General features: G+C 62.7%; 17 protein-coding genes. 9 read left to right on the top strand and 8 right to left on the bottom strand.

Annotation, left to right across the window (positions count from 1 at the left end; translation table 11 throughout):
- Positions 1 to 153: 153 nt before the first annotated feature.
- A complete protein-coding gene (gpmI, locus tag L6D77_RS18555; protein ID WP_232882911.1) occupies positions 154 to 1,689 on the bottom strand; it encodes a 2,3-bisphosphoglycerate-independent phosphoglycerate mutase in 1,536 nt (511 codons plus the stop codon).
- A 9-nt stretch (positions 1,690 to 1,698) separates the two neighbouring features.
- Positions 1,699 to 1,845, bottom strand: coding sequence for a hypothetical protein (locus L6D77_RS18550; protein WP_232882910.1), 147 nt, complete (start codon positions 1,843 to 1,845; stop codon positions 1,699 to 1,701).
- Positions 1,846 to 1,895: 50 nt separating this feature from the next.
- On the opposite strand from L6D77_RS18550, the gene L6D77_RS18545 reads away from it, so the two are divergent.
- The 3 genes from L6D77_RS18545 to secB are packed head-to-tail and all read left to right on the top strand — an operon-like array spanning position 1,896 to position 3,088.
- Positions 1,896 to 2,309 (top strand): rhodanese-like domain-containing protein, encoded by a 414-nt coding sequence (locus L6D77_RS18545; RefSeq protein ID WP_232882909.1) that lies wholly within the window; start codon positions 1,896 to 1,898, stop codon positions 2,307 to 2,309.
- Position 2,310: 1 nt separating this feature from the next.
- A complete protein-coding gene (gene grxC / locus L6D77_RS18540; RefSeq protein WP_110995319.1) occupies positions 2,311 to 2,565 on the top strand; it encodes a glutaredoxin 3 in 255 nt (84 codons plus the stop codon).
- Between the two features lie 40 nt (positions 2,566 to 2,605).
- Positions 2,606 to 3,088, top strand: a complete 483-nt coding sequence (gene secB, locus L6D77_RS18535; RefSeq protein WP_232882908.1) for a protein-export chaperone SecB — start codon at positions 2,606 to 2,608, stop codon at positions 3,086 to 3,088.
- Positions 3,089 to 3,265: 177 nt separating this feature from the next.
- Here secB and trmL read toward each other — a convergent pair whose 3' ends face one another.
- Positions 3,266 to 3,727, bottom strand: coding sequence for a tRNA (uridine(34)/cytosine(34)/5-carboxymethylaminomethyluridine(34)-2'-O)-methyltransferase TrmL (trmL, locus tag L6D77_RS18530; protein ID WP_232882907.1), 462 nt, complete (start codon positions 3,725 to 3,727; stop codon positions 3,266 to 3,268).
- On the opposite strand from trmL, the gene L6D77_RS18525 reads away from it, so the two are divergent.
- Complete coding sequence (locus tag L6D77_RS18525; protein WP_232882906.1) at positions 3,726 to 4,163, top strand: hypothetical protein; 438 nt, start codon at positions 3,726 to 3,728, stop codon at positions 4,161 to 4,163. The two genes, trmL and L6D77_RS18525, sit on opposite strands and share 2 nt — an antisense overlap.
- A 385-nt stretch (positions 4,164 to 4,548) precedes the next feature.
- Here the strand turns inward: L6D77_RS18525 and ntrC are convergent, their stop codons facing one another.
- The 4 genes from ntrC to glnA form a co-directional block, all read right to left on the bottom strand.
- Positions 4,549 to 5,985, bottom strand: coding sequence for a nitrogen regulation protein NR(I) (ntrC, locus tag L6D77_RS18520; protein ID WP_232882905.1), 1,437 nt, complete (start codon positions 5,983 to 5,985; stop codon positions 4,549 to 4,551).
- Positions 5,982 to 7,067, bottom strand: a complete 1,086-nt coding sequence (gene glnL / locus L6D77_RS18515; protein ID WP_153788960.1) for a nitrogen regulation protein NR(II) — start codon at positions 7,065 to 7,067, stop codon at positions 5,982 to 5,984. The genes ntrC and glnL overlap by 4 nt, the downstream gene beginning before the upstream one ends.
- A 258-nt stretch (positions 7,068 to 7,325) precedes the next feature.
- Entirely contained in the window at positions 7,326 to 7,865 is a 540-nt protein-coding gene (locus L6D77_RS18510; protein ID WP_232882904.1) for a chorismate mutase, read from the bottom strand.
- Positions 7,866 to 8,014: 149 nt separating this feature from the next.
- Positions 8,015 to 9,421, bottom strand: a complete 1,407-nt coding sequence (gene glnA / locus L6D77_RS18505) for a type I glutamate--ammonia ligase (protein WP_232882903.1) — start codon at positions 9,419 to 9,421, stop codon at positions 8,015 to 8,017.
- A gap of 429 nt (positions 9,422 to 9,850) precedes the next feature.
- Between glnA and thiI the strand changes: the two genes are divergently transcribed.
- The 3 genes from thiI to L6D77_RS18490 all read left to right on the top strand — a co-directional run bounded on the left by thiI (position 9,851) and on the right by L6D77_RS18490 (position 14,019).
- Positions 9,851 to 11,305: a tRNA uracil 4-sulfurtransferase ThiI gene (thiI, locus tag L6D77_RS18500; protein ID WP_232882902.1), complete on the top strand. Its 1,455-nt coding sequence runs from the start codon at positions 9,851 to 9,853 to the stop codon at positions 11,303 to 11,305.
- A 127-nt stretch (positions 11,306 to 11,432) separates the two neighbouring features.
- Positions 11,433 to 13,253, top strand: coding sequence for a translational GTPase TypA (typA, locus tag L6D77_RS18495; RefSeq protein WP_236170105.1), 1,821 nt, complete (start codon positions 11,433 to 11,435; stop codon positions 13,251 to 13,253).
- 166 nt (positions 13,254 to 13,419) lie between these two features.
- Positions 13,420 to 14,019: a hypothetical protein gene (locus tag L6D77_RS18490; protein WP_232882900.1), complete on the top strand. Its 600-nt coding sequence runs from the start codon at positions 13,420 to 13,422 to the stop codon at positions 14,017 to 14,019.
- A gap of 176 nt (positions 14,020 to 14,195) precedes the next feature.
- Here the strand turns inward: L6D77_RS18490 and L6D77_RS18485 are convergent, their stop codons facing one another.
- Complete coding sequence (locus L6D77_RS18485; protein ID WP_016712459.1) at positions 14,196 to 14,600, bottom strand: YkgJ family cysteine cluster protein; 405 nt, start codon at positions 14,598 to 14,600, stop codon at positions 14,196 to 14,198.
- Positions 14,601 to 14,785: 185 nt separating this feature from the next.
- On the opposite strand from L6D77_RS18485, the gene L6D77_RS18480 reads away from it, so the two are divergent.
- Complete coding sequence (locus L6D77_RS18480) at positions 14,786 to 17,251, top strand: glycogen/starch/alpha-glucan phosphorylase (protein WP_232882899.1); 2,466 nt, start codon at positions 14,786 to 14,788, stop codon at positions 17,249 to 17,251.
- A 303-nt stretch (positions 17,252 to 17,554) separates the two neighbouring features.
- Complete coding sequence (locus L6D77_RS18475; RefSeq protein WP_201203566.1) at positions 17,555 to 18,565, top strand: class 1 fructose-bisphosphatase; 1,011 nt, start codon at positions 17,555 to 17,557, stop codon at positions 18,563 to 18,565.
- The last annotated feature ends 2 nt before the right edge of the window (positions 18,566 to 18,567 follow it).

Genomic DNA, 18,567 nt, shown 5'->3' with positions numbered 1-18,567 from the left:
GTGTGCAGCGAGGCGTTTGTCTGGAATTCATGTGTTCTGGGCCTGCTGCGCAGGCCTTTCGCGGCACAAGGCCGCTCCTGCAGAGGTACGCGATCTCCTGTAGGAGCGGCCTTGTGCCGCGAAAGGGCCGCAAAGCGGCCCCATGAACACCGATCAGTCGTCGAGCAGAATCGACGTCCCGGTCATCTCGGCAGGCTGTTCCAGCCCCAGCAGCTTGAGCATGGTCGGCGCCACGTCGGCCAGCACGCCGCCGTCACGCACCTTGACCTTGCGCTTGCCGACATAGATGAACGGCACTGGCTCGCTGGTATGGGCGGTGTGCGCCTGGCCGGTGCAGGCGTCTTCCATCTGCTCGACGTTACCGTGGTCGGCGGTGATCAGCGCTTCGCCGTCGACCTTTTCCAGTGCCTCGACGATGCGCCCGACGCAGGTGTCCAGGGCCTCGACCGCCTTGACCGCCGCCTCGAACACGCCGGTGTGGCCGACCATGTCGCCGTTGGCATAGTTGACCACGATCACGTCAAAACGCTGCTGCTCGATGGCCTCGACGATGCGGTCGGTCACCTCGGGGGCGTTCATTTCCGGCTGCAGGTCGTAGGTGGCGACCTTGGGCGACGGGATCAGGATGCGCTCTTCGCCTTCGAACGGTTCTTCACGGCCACCGGAGAAGAAGAAGGTGACGTGGGCGTACTTCTCGGTTTCGGCGATGCGCAGCTGGGTCTTGCCGTTCTTCGCCAGGTATTCGCCGAGCACATTGTTCAGGCTGGACGGCGCAAAGGCCGCTGGCGCCGGGATTTTCGCCGAGTACTGGGTCAGGCCGATGTAGGCGGCCAGTTTTGGCAGGCGGGCACGTGGGAATTCGTTGAAGTCCGGCTCGACGAACACCCGCGACAGCTCGCGGGCACGGTCGGCGCGGAAGTTCATGAAGATCACCGCGTCGCCGTCTTCGACCTTGACCGCTTCGCCGATGCGCGTGGCCTTGACGAACTCGTCGCTCTCATCGCGGGCGTAGGCGGCTTCGAGGCCGGCCACGGCACTGTTGGCGGTGTACTGGGCGGTGCTGTCGACGATCAGGTCGTAGGCGGCTTGTACGCGATCCCAGCGGTTGTCGCGGTCCATCGCGTAATAGCGGCCGATCAGGCTGGCGATGCGGCCCTTGCCCAGCTTGGCGAAGGTGGCGTCGAGCAGTTCGATGGACGACTGGGCGCTGCGTGGCGGGGTGTCACGGCCGTCGAGGAAGGCGTGCAGGTAGATCTTCTCGGCGCCGCGCTGGGCAGCCAGCTCGGCCATGGCCACCAGGTGGTCCTGGTGGCTGTGCACGCCGCCGTCGGAGAGCAGGCCGAGGATGTGCACGGCCTTGCCGGCACCGGCGGCCTTGTCCACCGCGCCGGTCAGTACCGGGTTGGTGAAGAATTCACCGTCGCGGATCGCCTTGGTGACCCGGGTGAAGTCCTGGTACACCACACGGCCGGCGCCGAGGTTCATGTGACCGACTTCCGAGTTGCCCATCTGCCCGTCGGGCAGCCCCACGTCCATGCCAGAACCGGAGATCAAGCCATGCGGCTGGGTGGCGCGCAGGCGGTCGTAGACCGGTGTGTTGGCGGCGTAGATGGCGTTGTATTCGGGGCTTTCGCTGTGTCCGAAGCCATCCAGGATAATCAGGACCAGGGGTTTAGGCGTACTCGTCATCAATCAAACTCACGGTTGTTCAAAGATGATAAAGACACGCATTTTAGGGCAAATCCGCCATCGACGGCGAATATTCCTCCCCTTGTCCGACCGGCGCTGCCGGACATGCAGCATGAAGCCGGTTTTGCCGGTGGCCCGCCGGGCTTTGGTGGTCATGGGGGGCTGTGTATACTGGCCGCCATTTTCAATCGCCTGGAACACCCCCGATGGTTGCTCACCTGATTCAATTCGCGACAGATCACTTCATTCTGGTGGCGATCTTCGTCGTTCTGCTGGTCCTGCTGCTGATCAACGAAGTGCGTCGTGGTGGCCAGAGCCTGAGCAACGGCCAGCTGACCGCGCTGGTCAACGCCGACAAGGCGCTGGTCATCGATATTCGCCCTGCCAAGGAGTATTCCGCCGGGCACATCGTCGGTGCGGTGAACATCCCGCAGGACAAGCTGGTCAACCGCATGTCTGAGCTGGAAAAACATAAAGAGAAGACCCTGATCGTCGTCGACGCGATGGGCCAGCAGTCCGGCACCATCTGCCGCGAGCTGCTCAAGGCTGGTTACACCGCGGCCAAGCTCAGCGGTGGCGTGTCCAGCTGGAAAGCCGATAACCTGCCCCTGGTGAAGTGATATGAAGCCCGTCATCGTCTATTCCAGCGACTACTGCCCCTACTGCATGCGCGCCAAGTACCTGCTCGAGAGCAAGGGCGTGGCGTTCGAGGAGATCAAGGTCGACGGCAAACCGCAGCTGCGCGCCGAAATGAGCCAGAAGGCCGGCCGTACTTCGGTGCCGCAGATCTGGATCGGCAGCACGCACGTCGGTGGATGCGATGACCTCTACGCCCTGGAGCGCGCGGGCAAGCTCGACGCGCTGCTGGCGGCCTGACTTTGCACTGCATTCGAAAACATTAGGATAAGGATCTGCCATGACTGACCAACAGACCAACGGCGCGGCTGCAGACAACAGCCCACAGTTCTCCCTGCAGCGCATCTACGTGCGCGATCTGTCGTTCGAGGCCCCGAAAAGCCCGCAGATCTTCCGCCAGCAGTGGGAGCCGAGTGTCTCGCTGGACCTGAACACCCGCCAGAAAGCCCTGGAAGGCGACTTCCATGAAGTGGTGCTGACCCTGTCGGTCACCGTCAAGAACGGTGACGAAGTGGCGTTCATCGCCGAAGTGCAACAGGCCGGTATCTTCCTGATCTCGGGCCTCGACGGGGCTTCGATGAGCCACACCCTCGGCGCGTTCTGCCCGAACATCCTGTTCCCGTACGCCCGTGAAACCCTGGACAGCCTGGTGACCCGTGGCTCGTTCCCGGCGCTGATGCTGTCGCCGGTCAACTTCGACGCCCTGTACGCGCAAGAAATGCAGCGCATGCAGGAAGCGGGTGAAGTGCCGACTGTGCAGTAAGACTGCCGGTAATGGAAAAGCGCCTCTCGGGGCGCTTTTTTGTTGCCTGTGCCGGCCTCTTCGCGGGCAAGTCGCAGCGGCGAACCGCCACTCCCACAGGAACAGCGCTGAACCCGAGGGCAGCGTTAGACCTGTGGGAGCGGGTTTACCCGCGAAGAGGCCTGCCCAGGCTAAAGATCAGCTCCCGGCAAACCCGTTCTGCCGCCAAGCTTCATAAACCGTCACCGCCACGGTATTGGACAGGTTCAGGCTGCGGCACCCCGGCCGCATCGGCAGGCGCAAGCGTTGTTCTGCGGGCAGGCTGTCCAACACCTCGGCGGGCAAGCCACGGCTTTCAGGACCGAACAGGAAGGCGTCCCCCGGCTGGTACGCGACTTCATGGAACGGCTGCGAGCCCTTGGTGGTGAAGGCGAACAGCCGAGGCTGGCCGAGGCTTTCCAGGCATTCGGCCAGGCTTTGATGGCGCTTGAGCGTGGCATACTCGTGGTAGTCCAGCCCCGCCCGGCGCAGGCGCTTGTCGTCCAGTTCGAAGCTGATCGGTTCGATCAGGTGCAGGGCGCAGCCGCTGTTGGCGCACAGGCGGATGATATTGCCGGTATTCGGCGGAATTTCTGGTTGAAAAAGGATGACGTGAAACATGCACGGCTCCAAGCGTGAAGATGACGGGCATTCTACCCCCGAACCGGACCCGCGTTCGAAAGCCTTCCCGCGGATGATCCTGTCCCTGGCCATTGTCGGCTTGATGGTGGGGCTGATGATCGGCCGCCTGACCACGCCAGAAGAGCGGGTGCTGGAGCAGGTCGAAGTGGTACAGGATGGCCTGGACCTGTGGTTCAACGAAGAACCCCAGCTGCATGGCGAGAACGTCGAAGGGACCGTGGCGCTGGTGTTCCAGGCCGAGGGCAAGGCCCAGCGCGGCCAGTTGCTGTTGCAGGGCAAGCCGGTGGGCTGGCGGGTACAGAAGGGCAAGGAAGGCTTGTTGCTGACGCTGATTGCCGCGCGCCCCCTGCAAGGGGAATGGTCGGGTGCAGAGGACGACGGGCGCTGGAAGGTGCAGGTGAGGCTGCACGAATAAAAGAGGGGATGTCCCGGCCTGCCTGTACCGAGGTCCCCAAAGCGGGTTGCTGTGGCGAATAAAAGGGGGATTTCCCGGCCTGCCTGTACCAGGGTCCCCGAAACTGGAGTTGCAATGACTATTGCAGGGGGCGTGCCAGTTTTGAAATGCCCGGGAATACTGGGGTTTTAGGGTTATTTGGCCGGGTTTCGAGGGGATTTGTGCCTTCATCGAGTGCGTGGGGCACAGGATCGGTGCATCAGGGCTGAAATAGCTGGGGCCGCTTTGCGGCCCTTTCGCGGCACTAGGCCGCTCCTACAAGGGAACGCGATCTCTTGTAGGAGCGGCCTAGTGCCGCGAAAGGGCTGCGCAGCAGCCCCAGAAATCTAAAAGGTGACCTGAAAAATCAGTGCTCTTCACCCTCATCGTCATCCCCGCCATCGACCTTCATCCCCAACTCCTTGATCTTGCGCGTCAGGGTATTGCGCCCCCAGCCCAGCAGCACGGCTGCATCACGGCGCCGCCCGGCGGTGTGCTTGAGCGCGGTCTCGATCATGATCCGCTCGAAGCTCGGCACGGCGCTGTCCAGCAGGCTCGACTGGCCGCGGGCCAGGGCCTGGTCGGCCCACTGGCGCAGGGCCTGCTCCCAGTTGGTCACCGGCGCGGCGTCCTGCGGCAGGTTCAGCAGCTCCGGCGGCAGGTCGCCGATCAGCACCTCGCGGCTGGAGGCCATCACGGTGATCCAGCGGCAGGTGTTCTCCAGCTGGCGCACGTTGCCCGGCCACGGCAGGTTGCGGATGAACTCCTCGGTTTCCGGCTTGAGCAGCTTGGGCTCGACCGCCAGCTCCTGGGCGGCGCGGCCGAGGAAGTGGCGGGCCAGGGTCGGGATGTCTTCGCGCCGGTCGGACAGGCGCGGGATATGGATCCGGATCACGTTGAGGCGGTGGAACAGGTCTTCGCGGAACTTGCCGGCCTGCACCAGGGTTTCCAGGTTCTGGTGGGTGGCGGCGATGATGCGCACATCGACCTTCACCGGCACGTGGCCGCCGACCCGGTAGAACTCGCCGTCGGCCAGTACGCGCAGCAGGCGGGTCTGGGTGTCGGCGGGCATGTCGCCGATCTCGTCGAGGAACAGCGTGCCGCCGTCGGCCTGTTCGAAGCGGCCGCGGCGCAGGTTGGCAGCGCCGGTGAACGCGCCTTTTTCATGGCCGAACAGCTCGGACTCCATCAGGTCCTTGGGGATCGCCGCCATGTTCAGGGCGATGAACGGCGCGGCCGCGCGCGGGCTGTGGCGGTGCAGGGCGTGGGCCACCAGCTCCTTGCCGGTACCCGACTCACCGTTGATCAGCACGGTGATGTTGGAGTGGCTGAGGCGGCCGATGGCGCGGAACACCTCCTGCATCGCCGGTGCTTCACCGATGATCTCGGGGGTGCGGGCCAGTGCCTGGGGCACCTCCAGCGCCTGCTGTTCCTGAGCGTGCTGGTTGGCGCGCTTGACCAGTGACACCGCCTCGTCGACGTCGAACGGCTTGGGCAGGTACTCGAAAGCACCGCCCTGGTACGAGGCCACGGCACTGTCCAGGTCGGAATGCGCGGTCATGATGATGACCGGCAGGCCCGGGTGCTGGTCGCGAATCTGTGCCAGCAGGTCGAGGCCGCTGGCACCGGGCATGCGGATATCGGAAATGATCACGTCCGGCTGCTGGCGTGCCAGGCGGCCCATCACGCCGTCGGCGCTGTCGAAGCTCTGGGTGGTCATGCCTTCCTGCTGCAGGGCCTTCTCCAGGACCCAGCGGATGGAGCGATCATCATCGACGATCCAGACGGTTTCACTTCGGCTCATGAGGCGGTGGCTCCTTGTTCCAGGGGCAGGTAGATCGAGAAGGCGGTGTGGCCGGGGTGGCTTTCACACTCGATCAGGCCCTGGTGCTGGCTGATGATGTTCTGGGTGATGGCCAGGCCCAGCCCGGTACCGTCCGGGCGGCCGCTGACCATGGGGTAGAAGAGGGTGTCCTGCAGCTCCGCAGGGATGCCCGGGCCGTTGTCGACGATCTCGACCCGGGCCACCAGGCGATGACGCACGTGGGCGATGGTGAACTGGCGCACGGCGCGGCTGCGCAGGGTGATGCGGCCCAGGCGCAGTTCGTTCTGCCCGCCGATGGCCTGCATGGCATTGCGCACGATGTTGAGCACGGCCTGGATCATCTGCTCGCGGTCGATCAGCACGTCCGGCAGGCTCGGGTCGTAGTCGCGCACCAGGGTGATGCCGCCCTGGCTTTCCGCCTCCACCAGGCTGCACACGCGCTCCAGCACTTCGTGGATGTTGGTCATCGACAGCGACGGCAGCTTGTTCGAGCCGAGCATGCGGTCGACCAGGTTACGCAGGCGGTCGGCCTCTTCGATGATCACGTTGGTGTAGTCGCGCAGGCCGTCGTTGGGCAGCTCGCGGGCCAGCAGCTGCGCCGCGCCGCGAATGCCGCCCAGCGGGTTCTTGATCTCGTGGGCCAGGCCGCGCACCAGCATCTTGGTGGTTTCCTGCTTGCTCAGCTGGGCCTCTTCCTTGGTGATGCGCAGCAGGCGGTCACGCGGGTGCACTTCGAGCAGCAGCAAGGTATTGCCCTGGTGCAGGATCGGTGTGACGGCATAGTCGACGGTGATGCTCTGGCCGGTCAGCGAGGTCAGCTGGGCTTCGCGCTTGGTGAACGGATGCGCCTGCTCCACCGCCTGGCGCAGCGAGTTGAGTGCCTCGGCCGATTCGGTGAACAGCTCGCTGATGAACTGCCCATGGCTGCGCTGGCCACTGACGGCCAGGAGCATTTCCGCGGCCGGGTTCATGTACTCAAGGCGCAGCTCGGCGTTGAGCAGGAGCGTGGCCGTGGTCAGGTTGTCCAGGAGCAGACGGTGCTGTGCATCGCTGATGGTCATAAGGCGTCGTTGACCTCTGTTGGCACTCTTTTGGCGCCCCGGCCAGGCCTGGGGCGCGCACGGATGACGTGCTGGATGCGGTGAAAATGCAAGAACCAAACCAAGGCTCTGAAAAGAAGCGGAAATGGCGGATAAATGCCTGTATTCGCGCTAATTCAGGACATAAAGCCCTGGTTAACCGATTCATGTGACCCAAAGTGGGGTGCATGCTGGGGCGTCAGGCGAAGCGGTGCACCAATATGGAGCATAGGGCGCGCGTCAGCTTTTGCACAGCTGGCTGCTGGCGCGGACCAGGGCAAGGTGGCGCACGGGCTCGCGCGTGCGCCGTTGCAGGGCATCGGCCAGTTGGCCGGGGCAGTCTGCCGGGGCCGTCTGGTCGAAGCGGGCAAGGGCGGCGAGCAGTTGCGCCTGCAGGCGGTCCAGTGCGGGGCGTACATCCTGGGCAAGGTCACGCCGGGGCAGGGCGGGTGCTTGCCGCGCGCGGTGCCAGGTGTCCAGCAGGTGGTATTGAAGCAGTTTGTTGGCTTCGATCTGGTCGGCGAAGAAGGCTTCGGCGCGTGCCGGGTCCAGTGGGTAGGCGGTGGCGGCCTGGCGTGCGCTGGCCAGCACCTGTCGTTCGCGCGCCACGGCCTGCACCGGTTGCCTGCTGTCCCATTTATGCAAGGCGACCGCTTCGGCCAGGTCAAGGCGCTGCTCGATGGCGTCGAGCAGGGTGTCGAGGCCTGACGCAGGAGGGGGTGGTGTGCTGCAGCCGAACAGCGCAAGGCAACAGGTCAGGGCAAGGTGGGCAGTACGCATGACGGACTCCTGGGTTGATGGAGCGTCGAGTGTCGCAGTGTCAGCAGATAGGGCTGTAAGGCTTGTCCGATGATGCTGGCGTAGAAATGAAAACGGCCTCCCGAAGGAGGCCGTCCTGATCATGTCATCGACGCGAGGCGCCGGTCAGATCAGCAGCTGTAGTACAGCTCGTATTCCAGCGGGTGCACGAAGGTACGGACCTTGATCTCTTCTTCCGATTTCAGCTCGATGAAGGCATCGATGAAGTCGTCGGAGAACACGCCGCCCTTGGTCAGGAACGCACGGCCTTTGTCCAGCTCTTCCAGGGCCTCTTTCAGGCTGCCGCAAACCTGCGGGATATCCTTGGCTTCTTCTGGTGGCAGGTCGTACAGGTTCTTGTCGGCAGCATCGCCTGGGTGGATCTTGTTCTGGATGCCGTCCAGGCCAGCCATCAGCAGGGCCGCGAAGGCCAGGTACGGGTTGGCCGATGGATCCGGGAAGCGTGCTTCGATACGGCGGGCTTTCGGGCTGCCGACGTAAGGAATACGGATCGAGGCGGAACGGTTGCGCGCCGAGTAGGCCAGCATCACCGGGGCTTCAAAGCCTGGGACCAGACGCTTGTAGGAGTTGGTCGACGGGTTGGTGAAGCCGTTCAGGGCCTTACCGTGCTTGATGATGCCGCCGATGAAGTACAGGGCGGTATCGGACAGGCCGGCATAGCCTTCGCCGGAGAAGGTGTTCTTGCCTTCTTTCCAGATCGACATGTGCACGTGCATGCCCGAGCCGTTGTCGCCGTACAGTGGCTTGGGCATGAAGGTGGCGGTACGGCCGTAGGCGTCGGCAACGTTGTGCACGACGTACTTCAGGGCCTGTACTTCGTCAGCTTTCTTCACCAGGGTGTTGAACTTGACGCCGATTTCGTTCTGGCCGGCAGTCGCCACTTCGTGGTGGTGAACTTCGACGGTCTGGCCCATTTCTTCCAGTGCGTTGCACATGGCAGTACGGATTTCGTGGTCGTGGTCGAACGGCGGAACCGGGAAATAGCCGCCTTTGACGCCTGGACGGTGGCCTTTGTTGCCGCCTTCCACGTCAGCGCCGGTCATCCACGAGCCTTGCTCGGAGAAGATCTTGAACATCGAACCGGAGATGTCCGACTGGAACTTCACTTCGTCGAAGATGAAGAACTCAGGCTCGGGGCCGGCGAATACGGTGTCACCGATGCCGGTGCTCTTGAGGTACTCTTCGGCGCGCTTGGCGATGGCGCGTGGGTCGCGATCGTAGCCCTGCATGCTCGACGGGTCGACGATGTCGCAGGTGATGATCAGGGTCGGTTCTTCGGTAAACGGGTCCAGCACGGCGGTGTCGTCGACCGGCATCAGGATCATGTCGGATGCTTCGATGCCTTTCCAGCCAGCGATGGAGGAACCGTCGAACATCTTGCCGACTTCGAAGAAGTCTTCGTCCAGGCCATCACGCGCCGGCATGGTCACGTGATGCTGAATGCCTTTGGTGTCCGTGAAACGCAGATCAATCCACTTGACGTCATGATCTTTGATGAGTTGAACCGACTTCGACATGTTGTCCTCCGGATGGTCTAGGGCGCGGTGGGCCGCTGCCCTGGAAAAGGGGTGTTGCCAGGCGCGGATAGTCGGCCAAGCGTACCTGCCTCACAAGAGAGCAAATTGCATGCCAGTGCCCGAAAATGGCGAGGGCGGGATAAAAGGGGGCGTTTGCGGGTAATTGTCGGCCCTGGAGCGCTAAAATATGCACCCTTAGGAAGCAATAATTGGGCACAGAGCACCAAATTGGTGCGCAATATGAGGGGTGTGCTTTCTTCGAGGGCCTTTTCGCGGGTAAACCCGCGAAAGGGCCGGTACAGGCACCGCAAAACCTACCTCCTGCATTAATCTGAAACCTTCTGATCAAAAGTTGCTCAAAACCTGAGCAATTTCCGATATAATTCGCGCCCCTCATTTTCGGCAGGCCTCGCGCGCGCTGTTAAACCAATGAAACTTATCGTCAAAGTCTTCCCAGAGATCACCATCAAGAGCCGGCCGGTGCGCAAGCGCTTCATCCGTCAGCTCAGCAAGAACATCCGCAACGTGCTCAAGGACCTCGATCCTGAGCTCGCGGTCGATGGCGTCTGGGACAACCTCGAAGTGGTCACCCGCATCGAGGACGAGAAGATCCAGCGCGAAATGATCGAGCGCCTGCGCTGCACCCCGGGCATCACCCACTTCCTGCAGGTGCAGGAGTACCCGCTGGGCGACTTCGACGACATCGTCGAGAAGTGCAAGCAGCACTTCGGTCACCTGCTGGCTGGCAAGTACTTCGCTGTGCGCTGCAAGCGTGGCGGCCACCACGACTTCACCTCGATGGACGTCGACCGTTACGTCGGCAGCCAGCTGCGCCAGCAATGCGGCGCGGCCGGCATCGAGCTGAAGAAGCCTGAAGTGCTGGTGCGCATCGAGATCCGCGACCAGCGCCTGTACGTGATCCACAACCAGCACAACGGCATCGGCGGCTACCCGCTGGGTGCCCTGGAGCAGACCCTGGTGTTGATGTCCGGTGGCTTCGACTCCACCGTGGCGGCCTACCAGATGATGCGCCGCGGCCTGATGACCCACTTCTGCTTCTTCAACCTCGGCGGCCGTGCCCACGAGCTGGGTGTGATGGAAGTGGCCCACTACCTGTGGAAGAAGTACGGCAGCAGCCAGCGCGTGCTGTTCATCAGCGTGCCGTTCGAGGAAGTGGTCGGCGAGATCCTCAACAAGGTCGACAACAGCTACATGGGCGTGACCCTCAAGCGCATGATGCTGCGGGGCGCCGCGCACATGGCCGACCGCCTGCAGATCGACGCGCTGGTCACCGGCGAGGCGATTTCCCAGGTATCCAGCCAGACCCTGCCGAACCTGTCGATCATCGACTCGGCCACCGACAAGCTGGTGCTGCGCCCGCTGCTGGCCAGCCACAAGCAGGACATCATCGACCAGGCCAACGAAATCGGCACCGCCGACTTCGCCAAGCACATGCCTGAGTACTGCGGCGTGATTTCGGTGAACCCGACCACCCATGCCAAGCGCCACCGCATGGAGCATGAAGAGAAGCAGTTCGACATGGCCGTGCTGGAGCGCGCCCTGGAACGCGCCAAGTTCATCTCCATCGACCACGTGATCGACGAGCTGGGCAAGGACATCGAAGTCGAAGAAGTCAGCGAGGCGCTGCCTGGCCAGATCGTCATCGACATTCGTCACCCCGACGCCCAGGAAGACGAACCTCTGCTGATCGAGGGCGTCGAAGTCCAGGCCATGCCGTTCTACGCGATCAACAGCAAGTTCAAGCAGCTCGATGGCAACCGCCAGTACCTGCTGTATTGCGACAAGGGTGTGATGAGTCGCCTGCACGCACACCACCTGCTCAGTGAGGGACATGCCAATGTGCGTGTTTATCGTCCGACATAAGACGCCAGGGCTGTATGGCGGCAGCATCCGCCATCGCCCTCCCGACCATCGGGCCCGCTGAGCCTCAAACCGTACATATTCGCCGCCTACACTGGCGGCAACCGAATCCTCTGATCGAGATACAGTTGTGATCGAAAATCTGCGTAACATCGCCATCATCGCCCACGTTGACCATGGTAAAACCACCCTGGTCGACAAACTCCTGCGCCAGTCCGGCACCCTGGAGCGTAACGAGCTCAACGACGAGCGCGTCATGGACTCCAACGACCAGGAAAAAGAGCGCGGCATTACCATTCTGGCGAAGAACACCTCCATCAACTGGAACGGCTACCACATCAACATCGTCGACACCCCCGGCCACGCCGACTTCGGTGGCGAAGTTGAGCGTGTAATGTCGATGGTCGACTCGGTGCTGCTGCTGGTCGACGCCCAGGACGGCCCGATGCCGCAAACCCGCTTCGTAACCAAGAAAGCCTTCGAAGCTGGCCTGAAGCCCATCGTCGTGATCAACAAGGTCGACCGTCCGGGCGCGCGTCCTGACTGGGTTCTGGACCAGATCTTCGACCTGTTCGACAACCTCGGTGCCACCGACGAACAGCTGGACTTCAAAGTCGTCTACGCCTCGGCCCTGAACGGCATCGCCGGTCTGGACCACACCGAAATGGGCGAAGACATGACCGCGCTGTACCAGTCGATCGTCGACAACGTACCGGCGCCGAATGTTGACCGTGACGGTTCGTTCCAGATGCAGATCTCGGCACTGGACTACAACAGCTTCCTCGGCGTTATCGGTGTTGGCCGTATCGCCCGTGGTCGCGTCAAGCCGAACACCCCGGTTGTCGCCATCGACACCAACGGCAAGAAGCGCAACGGCCGTATCCTGAAGCTGATGGGCCACCACGGCCTGCACCGCGTCGACGTCGAAGAAGCCCAGGCTGGCGACATCGTCTGCATCAGCGGTTTCGACGAGCTGTTCATCTCCGACACCCTGTGCGCCCCGGACGCGGTAGAAGCGATGAAGCCGCTGACCGTCGACGAGCCGACCGTTTCGATGACCTTCCAGGTCAACGACTCGCCGTTCTGCGGTAAGGAAGGCAAGTTCGTCACCAGCCGTAACATCAAGGACCGTCTGGACAAAGAGCTGCTGTACAACGTTGCCCTGCGCGTTCAGGAAACCGATTCCCCAGACAAGTTCAAGGTCTCGGGCCGTGGTGAGCTGCACCTGTCGGTTCTGATCGAAACCATGCGTCGTGAAGGCTTCGAGATGGCCGTAGGCCGTCCTGAAGTGATCATCCGCGAAGTCGACGGCGTCAAGCAGGAGCCGTTCGAGAACGTCACCATCGACATCCCTGAAGAATCCCAGGGCAAGGTCATGGAAGAGATGGGCCTGCGTAAAGGCGACCTGACCAACATGGTGCCGGATGGCAAGGGCCGTGTACGTCTGGAGTACAACGTACCTGCTCGCGGTCTGATCGGTTTCCGTAACCAGTTCCTGACCCTGACCAACGGTGCAGGCATCCTGACCTCGATCTTCGATCGCTACGACACCATGAAGCCAGGCCAGATGTCCGGCCGCCTGAACGGTGTACTGGTTTCGGTCGAGACCGGCAAGGCACTGACCTACTCGCTGGAAACCCTGCAGGCGCGCGGCAAGCTGTTCGTCGAGCACGGCCAGGAGATCTACAACGGTCAGATCATCGGCCTGAACAGCCGTGACAACGACCTGGGCGTGAACCCGACCAAAGGCAAGAAGCTCGACAACATGCGTGCTTCGGGCAAAGACGAAGTCATCGCCCTGGTACCGCCGGTTCGCCACACCCTGGAACAGGCCCTGGAGTTCATCCAGGACGACGAGCTGTGCGAAGTCACGCCGAAGTCGATCCGTCTGCGCAAGAAGATCCTGGACGAAGGCGAGCGTACCCGCGCTGCCAAGAAAGCCAAGAACTGAGTTAGCTCAGGCGCAATGAAAACGCCCCCGGTCGAAAGGCCGGGGGCGTTTTTGTTTGCCTGTCTTTTACCGCATGTTGCGCTTGAAGCACTTGCTCACGAAGCAGTTTTGGCAGGGTTTCGCCAGAGCATTAGCCTGACGCCTCGGTGTGTGGTTGAGGTGGAGCATGAAAGGCAAGGGATGGCGTGAGCATCTGTCGGTGGGAGCAATCGAGGTGGCGGGTGAGCCATGGTGCTTGCAGCACCTGCGAGCGCATTCTCATGAAGTGCTACTGCCGGGTTCGGACGTGCAGCCATCCATGGCGGTGACGCTGCACCTTGAGTATTCAAGCCATTGTGTGAGCCGTGGGGCCCAGCAAGGGTTAGCGCTGGATTTCGACAGTATCGGACTGGACAGGTTGGTAATAGATCACCGAGGGATCTACCGAGCGTTCTGCCCGACGCGGCATGGGCTGTCGATGCAACTGCCTGCCATCATGTGCAGTTTGGCCGACCGCCAATGCCTGTTTACCGGGCACAGTAACTGGCTGACGTTGGAGGGCAATCAGTTCGGCTACCCGGAAGGCAGCCGTTACGAGGTGTATTTCAATTTGCGTCGTGAGCCCGCGAGTAGCCTCAGGGTTCATGTCGAGAGTGCCTATGTACGGGATCCGGCCCATCCAGCGAGCAGCCAAAGCCGCTTCAAGCGACATGAAAAGATCAAAGGCTGGTTGCTGATGCTAAAGAAACTGAGGAACGAGCCCGTTCGCAGGCCCATACGCCATTGAGCGATCCCCAGAAATACGAAACCCCCAATGAAGGGGGTCGTATCGCGGATGCCCTTAGGGGTTGACCCCTTCAACCGGCACGGCCGGAACCAGGTGGCGGCGTCTCGACACCTTCCCGAAGGAAAGCTCCGTATATATCCAGACGGATCAGATTCTATGGGGTTGACCGCAGAGCGTCAACGCCCAACCACCTTGGGCTTATAGGCACAATACCCCGGCCGAGGCCCGACCTTGGGGTGGTTGCGGCAGGTGTCCGGGCGCTTGTCGTAGATGGTGCACAGCCGGCTCTTGCGGTCCAGGTACATGCAGTCATCGTTGCTCATCCGGGTCAGGGTGAAGATCCCTGACTTCTGGTTGAAGCGTTCGATGATGCCTTCCTTCTGCAGGCGCTTGGCCACGTTCTTCGGCGGTTCGTCTTTTTCGAACTCGTCCACCACACCGATGCGGATCAGATCCTTGATCTTCACCTCCACCGGCAGGGTGCAACAGGTCGAGTGGCAGCCACCGCACATGTGGCTGGCATAGCGCTGCCAAGTCTCCAGGCGGTCGACTTCGGCGGCGGCGATCAGGGTCGTTTTCATCGTTATGGGGGCGAATCACGGTCTTGGGGCGCGCGATCATACCGGAGTTGTTCAATTTGTGAACAACCTTTTGCCCGATTCCCGCCACGCGCATGAAATCCGCGAACCGTTGCTGTCGCTCTGTGTCAGACCGTCTAGGCTGAACACTTTCCCTGCGCTTTAGCCTACTTGCCCGAGGATGCCGCATGTCCCAGGAAAACAAGGCCCGTGAGGCCAAAGCTCATCACGAGGAGGTGGCGGAGTTTCGCGCCGCCGTGCTGGCCAAGCTGACCTACGCGGTCGGCAAGGACCCGGAACACGCGTTCGATCACGACTGGTTCGAGGCCATCGCCCTGGCGGCCCGCGACCACATGGTCGACCACTGGATGGACCACACCCGGCGTGCTTACCGACGCAGCCAGAAGCGGGTGTATTACCTCTCTCTCGAGTTCCTGATCGGCCGGCTGCTGTACGACAGCCTGAGCAACCTGGGCTACCTGGAAATCGCCCGTGAGGCATTGCAGGGCCTGGACGTGGACCTTGAGCGCATTCGCCTGCTCGAGCCGGATGCGGCGCTGGGCAACGGCGGCCTCGGGCGCCTGGCGGCGTGCTTCATGGAGAGCATGTCGACCCTGGGCATTGCCGCCCATGGCTATGGCATCCGCTATGAGCACGGCCTGTTTCGCCAGGCGCTGGTCGATGGCTGGCAGCAGGAGCAGACCGAAAACTGGCTGGACTTCGGCAACCCCTGGGAGTTCGAGCGCGCCGAGGTGATCTACCCGATCAGCTTTGGCGGCAGCGTCGAAACCGTGCAGGAAGGCACTGGCAAGCAGCGCCAGGTCTGGTGGCCGGGCGAAACGGTACGGGCCGTGGCCTACGACACGCCAGTGGTCGGCTGGCGTGGCTCCAGCGTCAACACCTTGCGCCTGTGGCGGGCCCGGGCGCTGGAAGAGCTGCACCTGGAGCGCTTCAACGCCGGCGATCACCTGGGTGCGGTGGCCGAGGTGGCCCGGGCCGAGAGCATTTCGCGGGTGCTGTACCCGGCCGACAGCACCGAGGCCGGCCAGGAGCTGCGCCTGCGCCAGGAGTACTTCTTCGTCTCCGCCTCGCTGCAGGACCTGCTGCGCCGCCACCTGAACATGCATGACAACCTGCTCAACCTGCCGGATGCGGCGGCGATCCAGCTCAACGACACCCACCCGTCGATTGCCGTGGCCGAGCTGATGCGGCTGTTGGTCGACCAGCACGAGATCCCCTGGGACACCGCCTGGCAGGTGACCGTCGGCACCCTGGCCTACACCAACCACACGCTGTTGCCCGAGGCCCTGGAAACCTGGCCGGTGGCATTGATGGAGCGCATGCTGCCGCGGCACATGCAGATCATCTACCTGATCAACGCCTACCATATCGATAGCCTGCGGGCCAAAGGCCTGCACGACTTCGACGTGCTGCGCGCGGTGTCGCTGATCGAGGAAGACAATGGCCGCCGCGTGCGCATGGGCAACCTGGCGTTCCTCGGCTCGCACAGCGTCAACGGGGTGTCGGCGCTGCACAGCAAGCTGATGAAAAGCACGGTGTTTGCCGAGCTGCACAAGCTCTACCCGCAGCGGATCAACAACAAGACCAACGGCATCACCTTCCGCCGCTGGCTCTACCAGGCCAACCCGCCGCTCACGGCGATGCTGATCGAGGCGCTGGGCGCGGAGGTGCTGGACGATCCGGAAGGCAAGCTCAAGGCCCTGGTGCCCTTTGCCGACAAGGCCGATTTCCGCAAGCAGTTCGCGGCCCAGCGCCTGCACAGCAAGCGTGCCCTGGCCGCCATCATCCAGGACCGCCTGGGGGTGACGGTCAACCCCGAGGCGCTGTTCGACGTGCAGGTCAAGCGCATCCACGAGTACAAGCGCCAACTGCTCAACCTGCTGCACACCGTGGCGCTGTACCAGGCCATGCGCCACGACCCCGGCACCGACTGGGTGCCACGGGTGAAGATCTTCGCCGGCAAGGCGGCCGCCAGCTATCACCAGGCCAAGCTGATCATCAAGCTGGCCAACGATATCGCCCGGGTGGTCAACAACGACCCGACCGTGCGCGGCCTGCTCAAGGTGGTGTTCCTGCCCAACTACAACGTCAGTTTGGCCGAGAGCATCATCCCGGCGGCCGACCTGTCCGAGCAGATCTCCACCGCCGGTTACGAGGCCTCCGGCACCAGCAATATGAAGTTCGGGCTCAACGGTGCGTTGACCATCGGCACGCTGGACGGCGCCAACGTCGAGATGTGCGAGCAGGTCGGGGCCGAGAACATGTTCATCTTCGGCCTGACCGCCCAGCAGGTGGAGGCGCGCAAGCGCAGTGGCGACTTTGGCGCCAGCGCGGCGATTGCCGCGTCGCACCGCTTGGGCGATGTGCTGCAGGCGATTCGCAGCGGGGTGTTCTCGCCGGATGATCCGTCACGTTATACCGGGCTGGTGGATGGCCTGATCGCCTATGACCGCTTCCTGGTGTGCGCCGACTTTGACGCCTACTGGGATGCCCAGCGGCGGGTCGACGAGCTGTGGCATACACCGCAGGAGTGGTGGCGCATGGCGGTGCTCAATACCGCGCGGATGGGCTGGTTCTCGTCCGACCGGACGATCAGGGAGTACGCCACGGAAATCTGGAAAGCCCTGGACTAGAGCGGGCTGTTGCGCGGTCGTTGCAGGAGCGGCCTTGCCGGGGCGCCGGACCGGCCGGAAAGGGCCGCAAGGCGGCCCCAGGGTCCTGGGTAGCACTACAATCCCCTGGGGCTGCTGAGCAGCCCTTTCGCGGCACGAGGCCGCTCCTACAGGTATTGCGAATGGACGGCCGGCCCCGGTAAGCGCTGAACTACCGACCTATTGTGCCGTCTGACAGCCCAGCGAGTCTCTTTGCTCGCTAGCCCGCAACTCTCCCTGTAAACTGCGGGGGTTTTTCTCCCCCTTTCCTTTTCGGAGCCATACATGTCCCGCGTTACCCTGAGTCGCTATCTGATTGAGCAGACCCGCAGCAACAACACCCCTGCCGATCTGCGCTTCCTGATCGAAGTGGTGGCGCGTGCGTGCAAGGAAATCAGCCATCACGTCTCCAAAGGCGCGCTGGGTGGTGTTCTGGGCAGCATGGGCACCGAAAACGTACAGGGCGAAGTGCAGAAGAAGCTCGACGTCATCTCCAACGACATCCTGCTCGAAGCCAACGAGTGGGGCGGCCACCTGGCCGGCATGGCCTCCGAAGAGATGGACAACGCCTACCAGATCCCGGGCAAGTACCCCAAAGGCGCCTACCTGCTGGTTTTCGACCCGCTGGACGGTTCGTCGAACATCGACGTCAACGTTTCGGTCGGCACCATCTTCTCGGTCCTGCGTTGCCCCAACGAGTACCTGAGCCAGAACGAAACCCTCAACGAAAACGCCTTCCTGCAGCCAGGCACCCAGCAGGTCGCCGCCGGTTATGCCATCTATGGCCCGCAGACCATGCTGATCCTCACCCTGGGCAATGGCGTCAAGGGTTTCACCCTGGATCGCGAGCTGGGCAGCTTCGTGCTCACCCACGAGAACATCCGCGTACCGGAAAGCACCGCCGAGTTCGCCATCAACATGTCCAACCAGCGCCACTGGGAAGCGCCGATTCAGCGCTACGTGGGCGAGCTGCTGGCTGGTGAGACCGGCCCGCTGAAGAAGAACTACAACATGCGCTGGATCGCCTCGATGGTGGCCGACGTGCACCGCATCCTGACCCGTGGCGGCCTGTTCATGTACCCGCGCGACGCCCGCGACCCAAGCAAGCCGGGCAAGCTGCGCCTGATGTACGAAGCCAACCCGATGTCGTTCATCATCGAACAGGCCGGCGGCGTGTCCACTGATGGTTATCAGCGCATCCTCGACATCAAGCCAGAGGGCCTGCACCAGCGCGTGTCGGTGATCCTCGGCTCGAAAGAAGAGGTCGAGCGCGTCACCGCGTACCACAAGGAGTAAAC

The sequence above is a fragment of the Pseudomonas parasichuanensis genome (genome assembly GCF_021601385.1).
Classification (GTDB): Bacteria; Pseudomonadota; Gammaproteobacteria; order Pseudomonadales; family Pseudomonadaceae; genus Aquipseudomonas; species Aquipseudomonas parasichuanensis.
The sequence above is the reverse complement of the archived record's forward strand: the minus strand, read 5'-3'. Positions and strand labels throughout refer to the sequence as shown.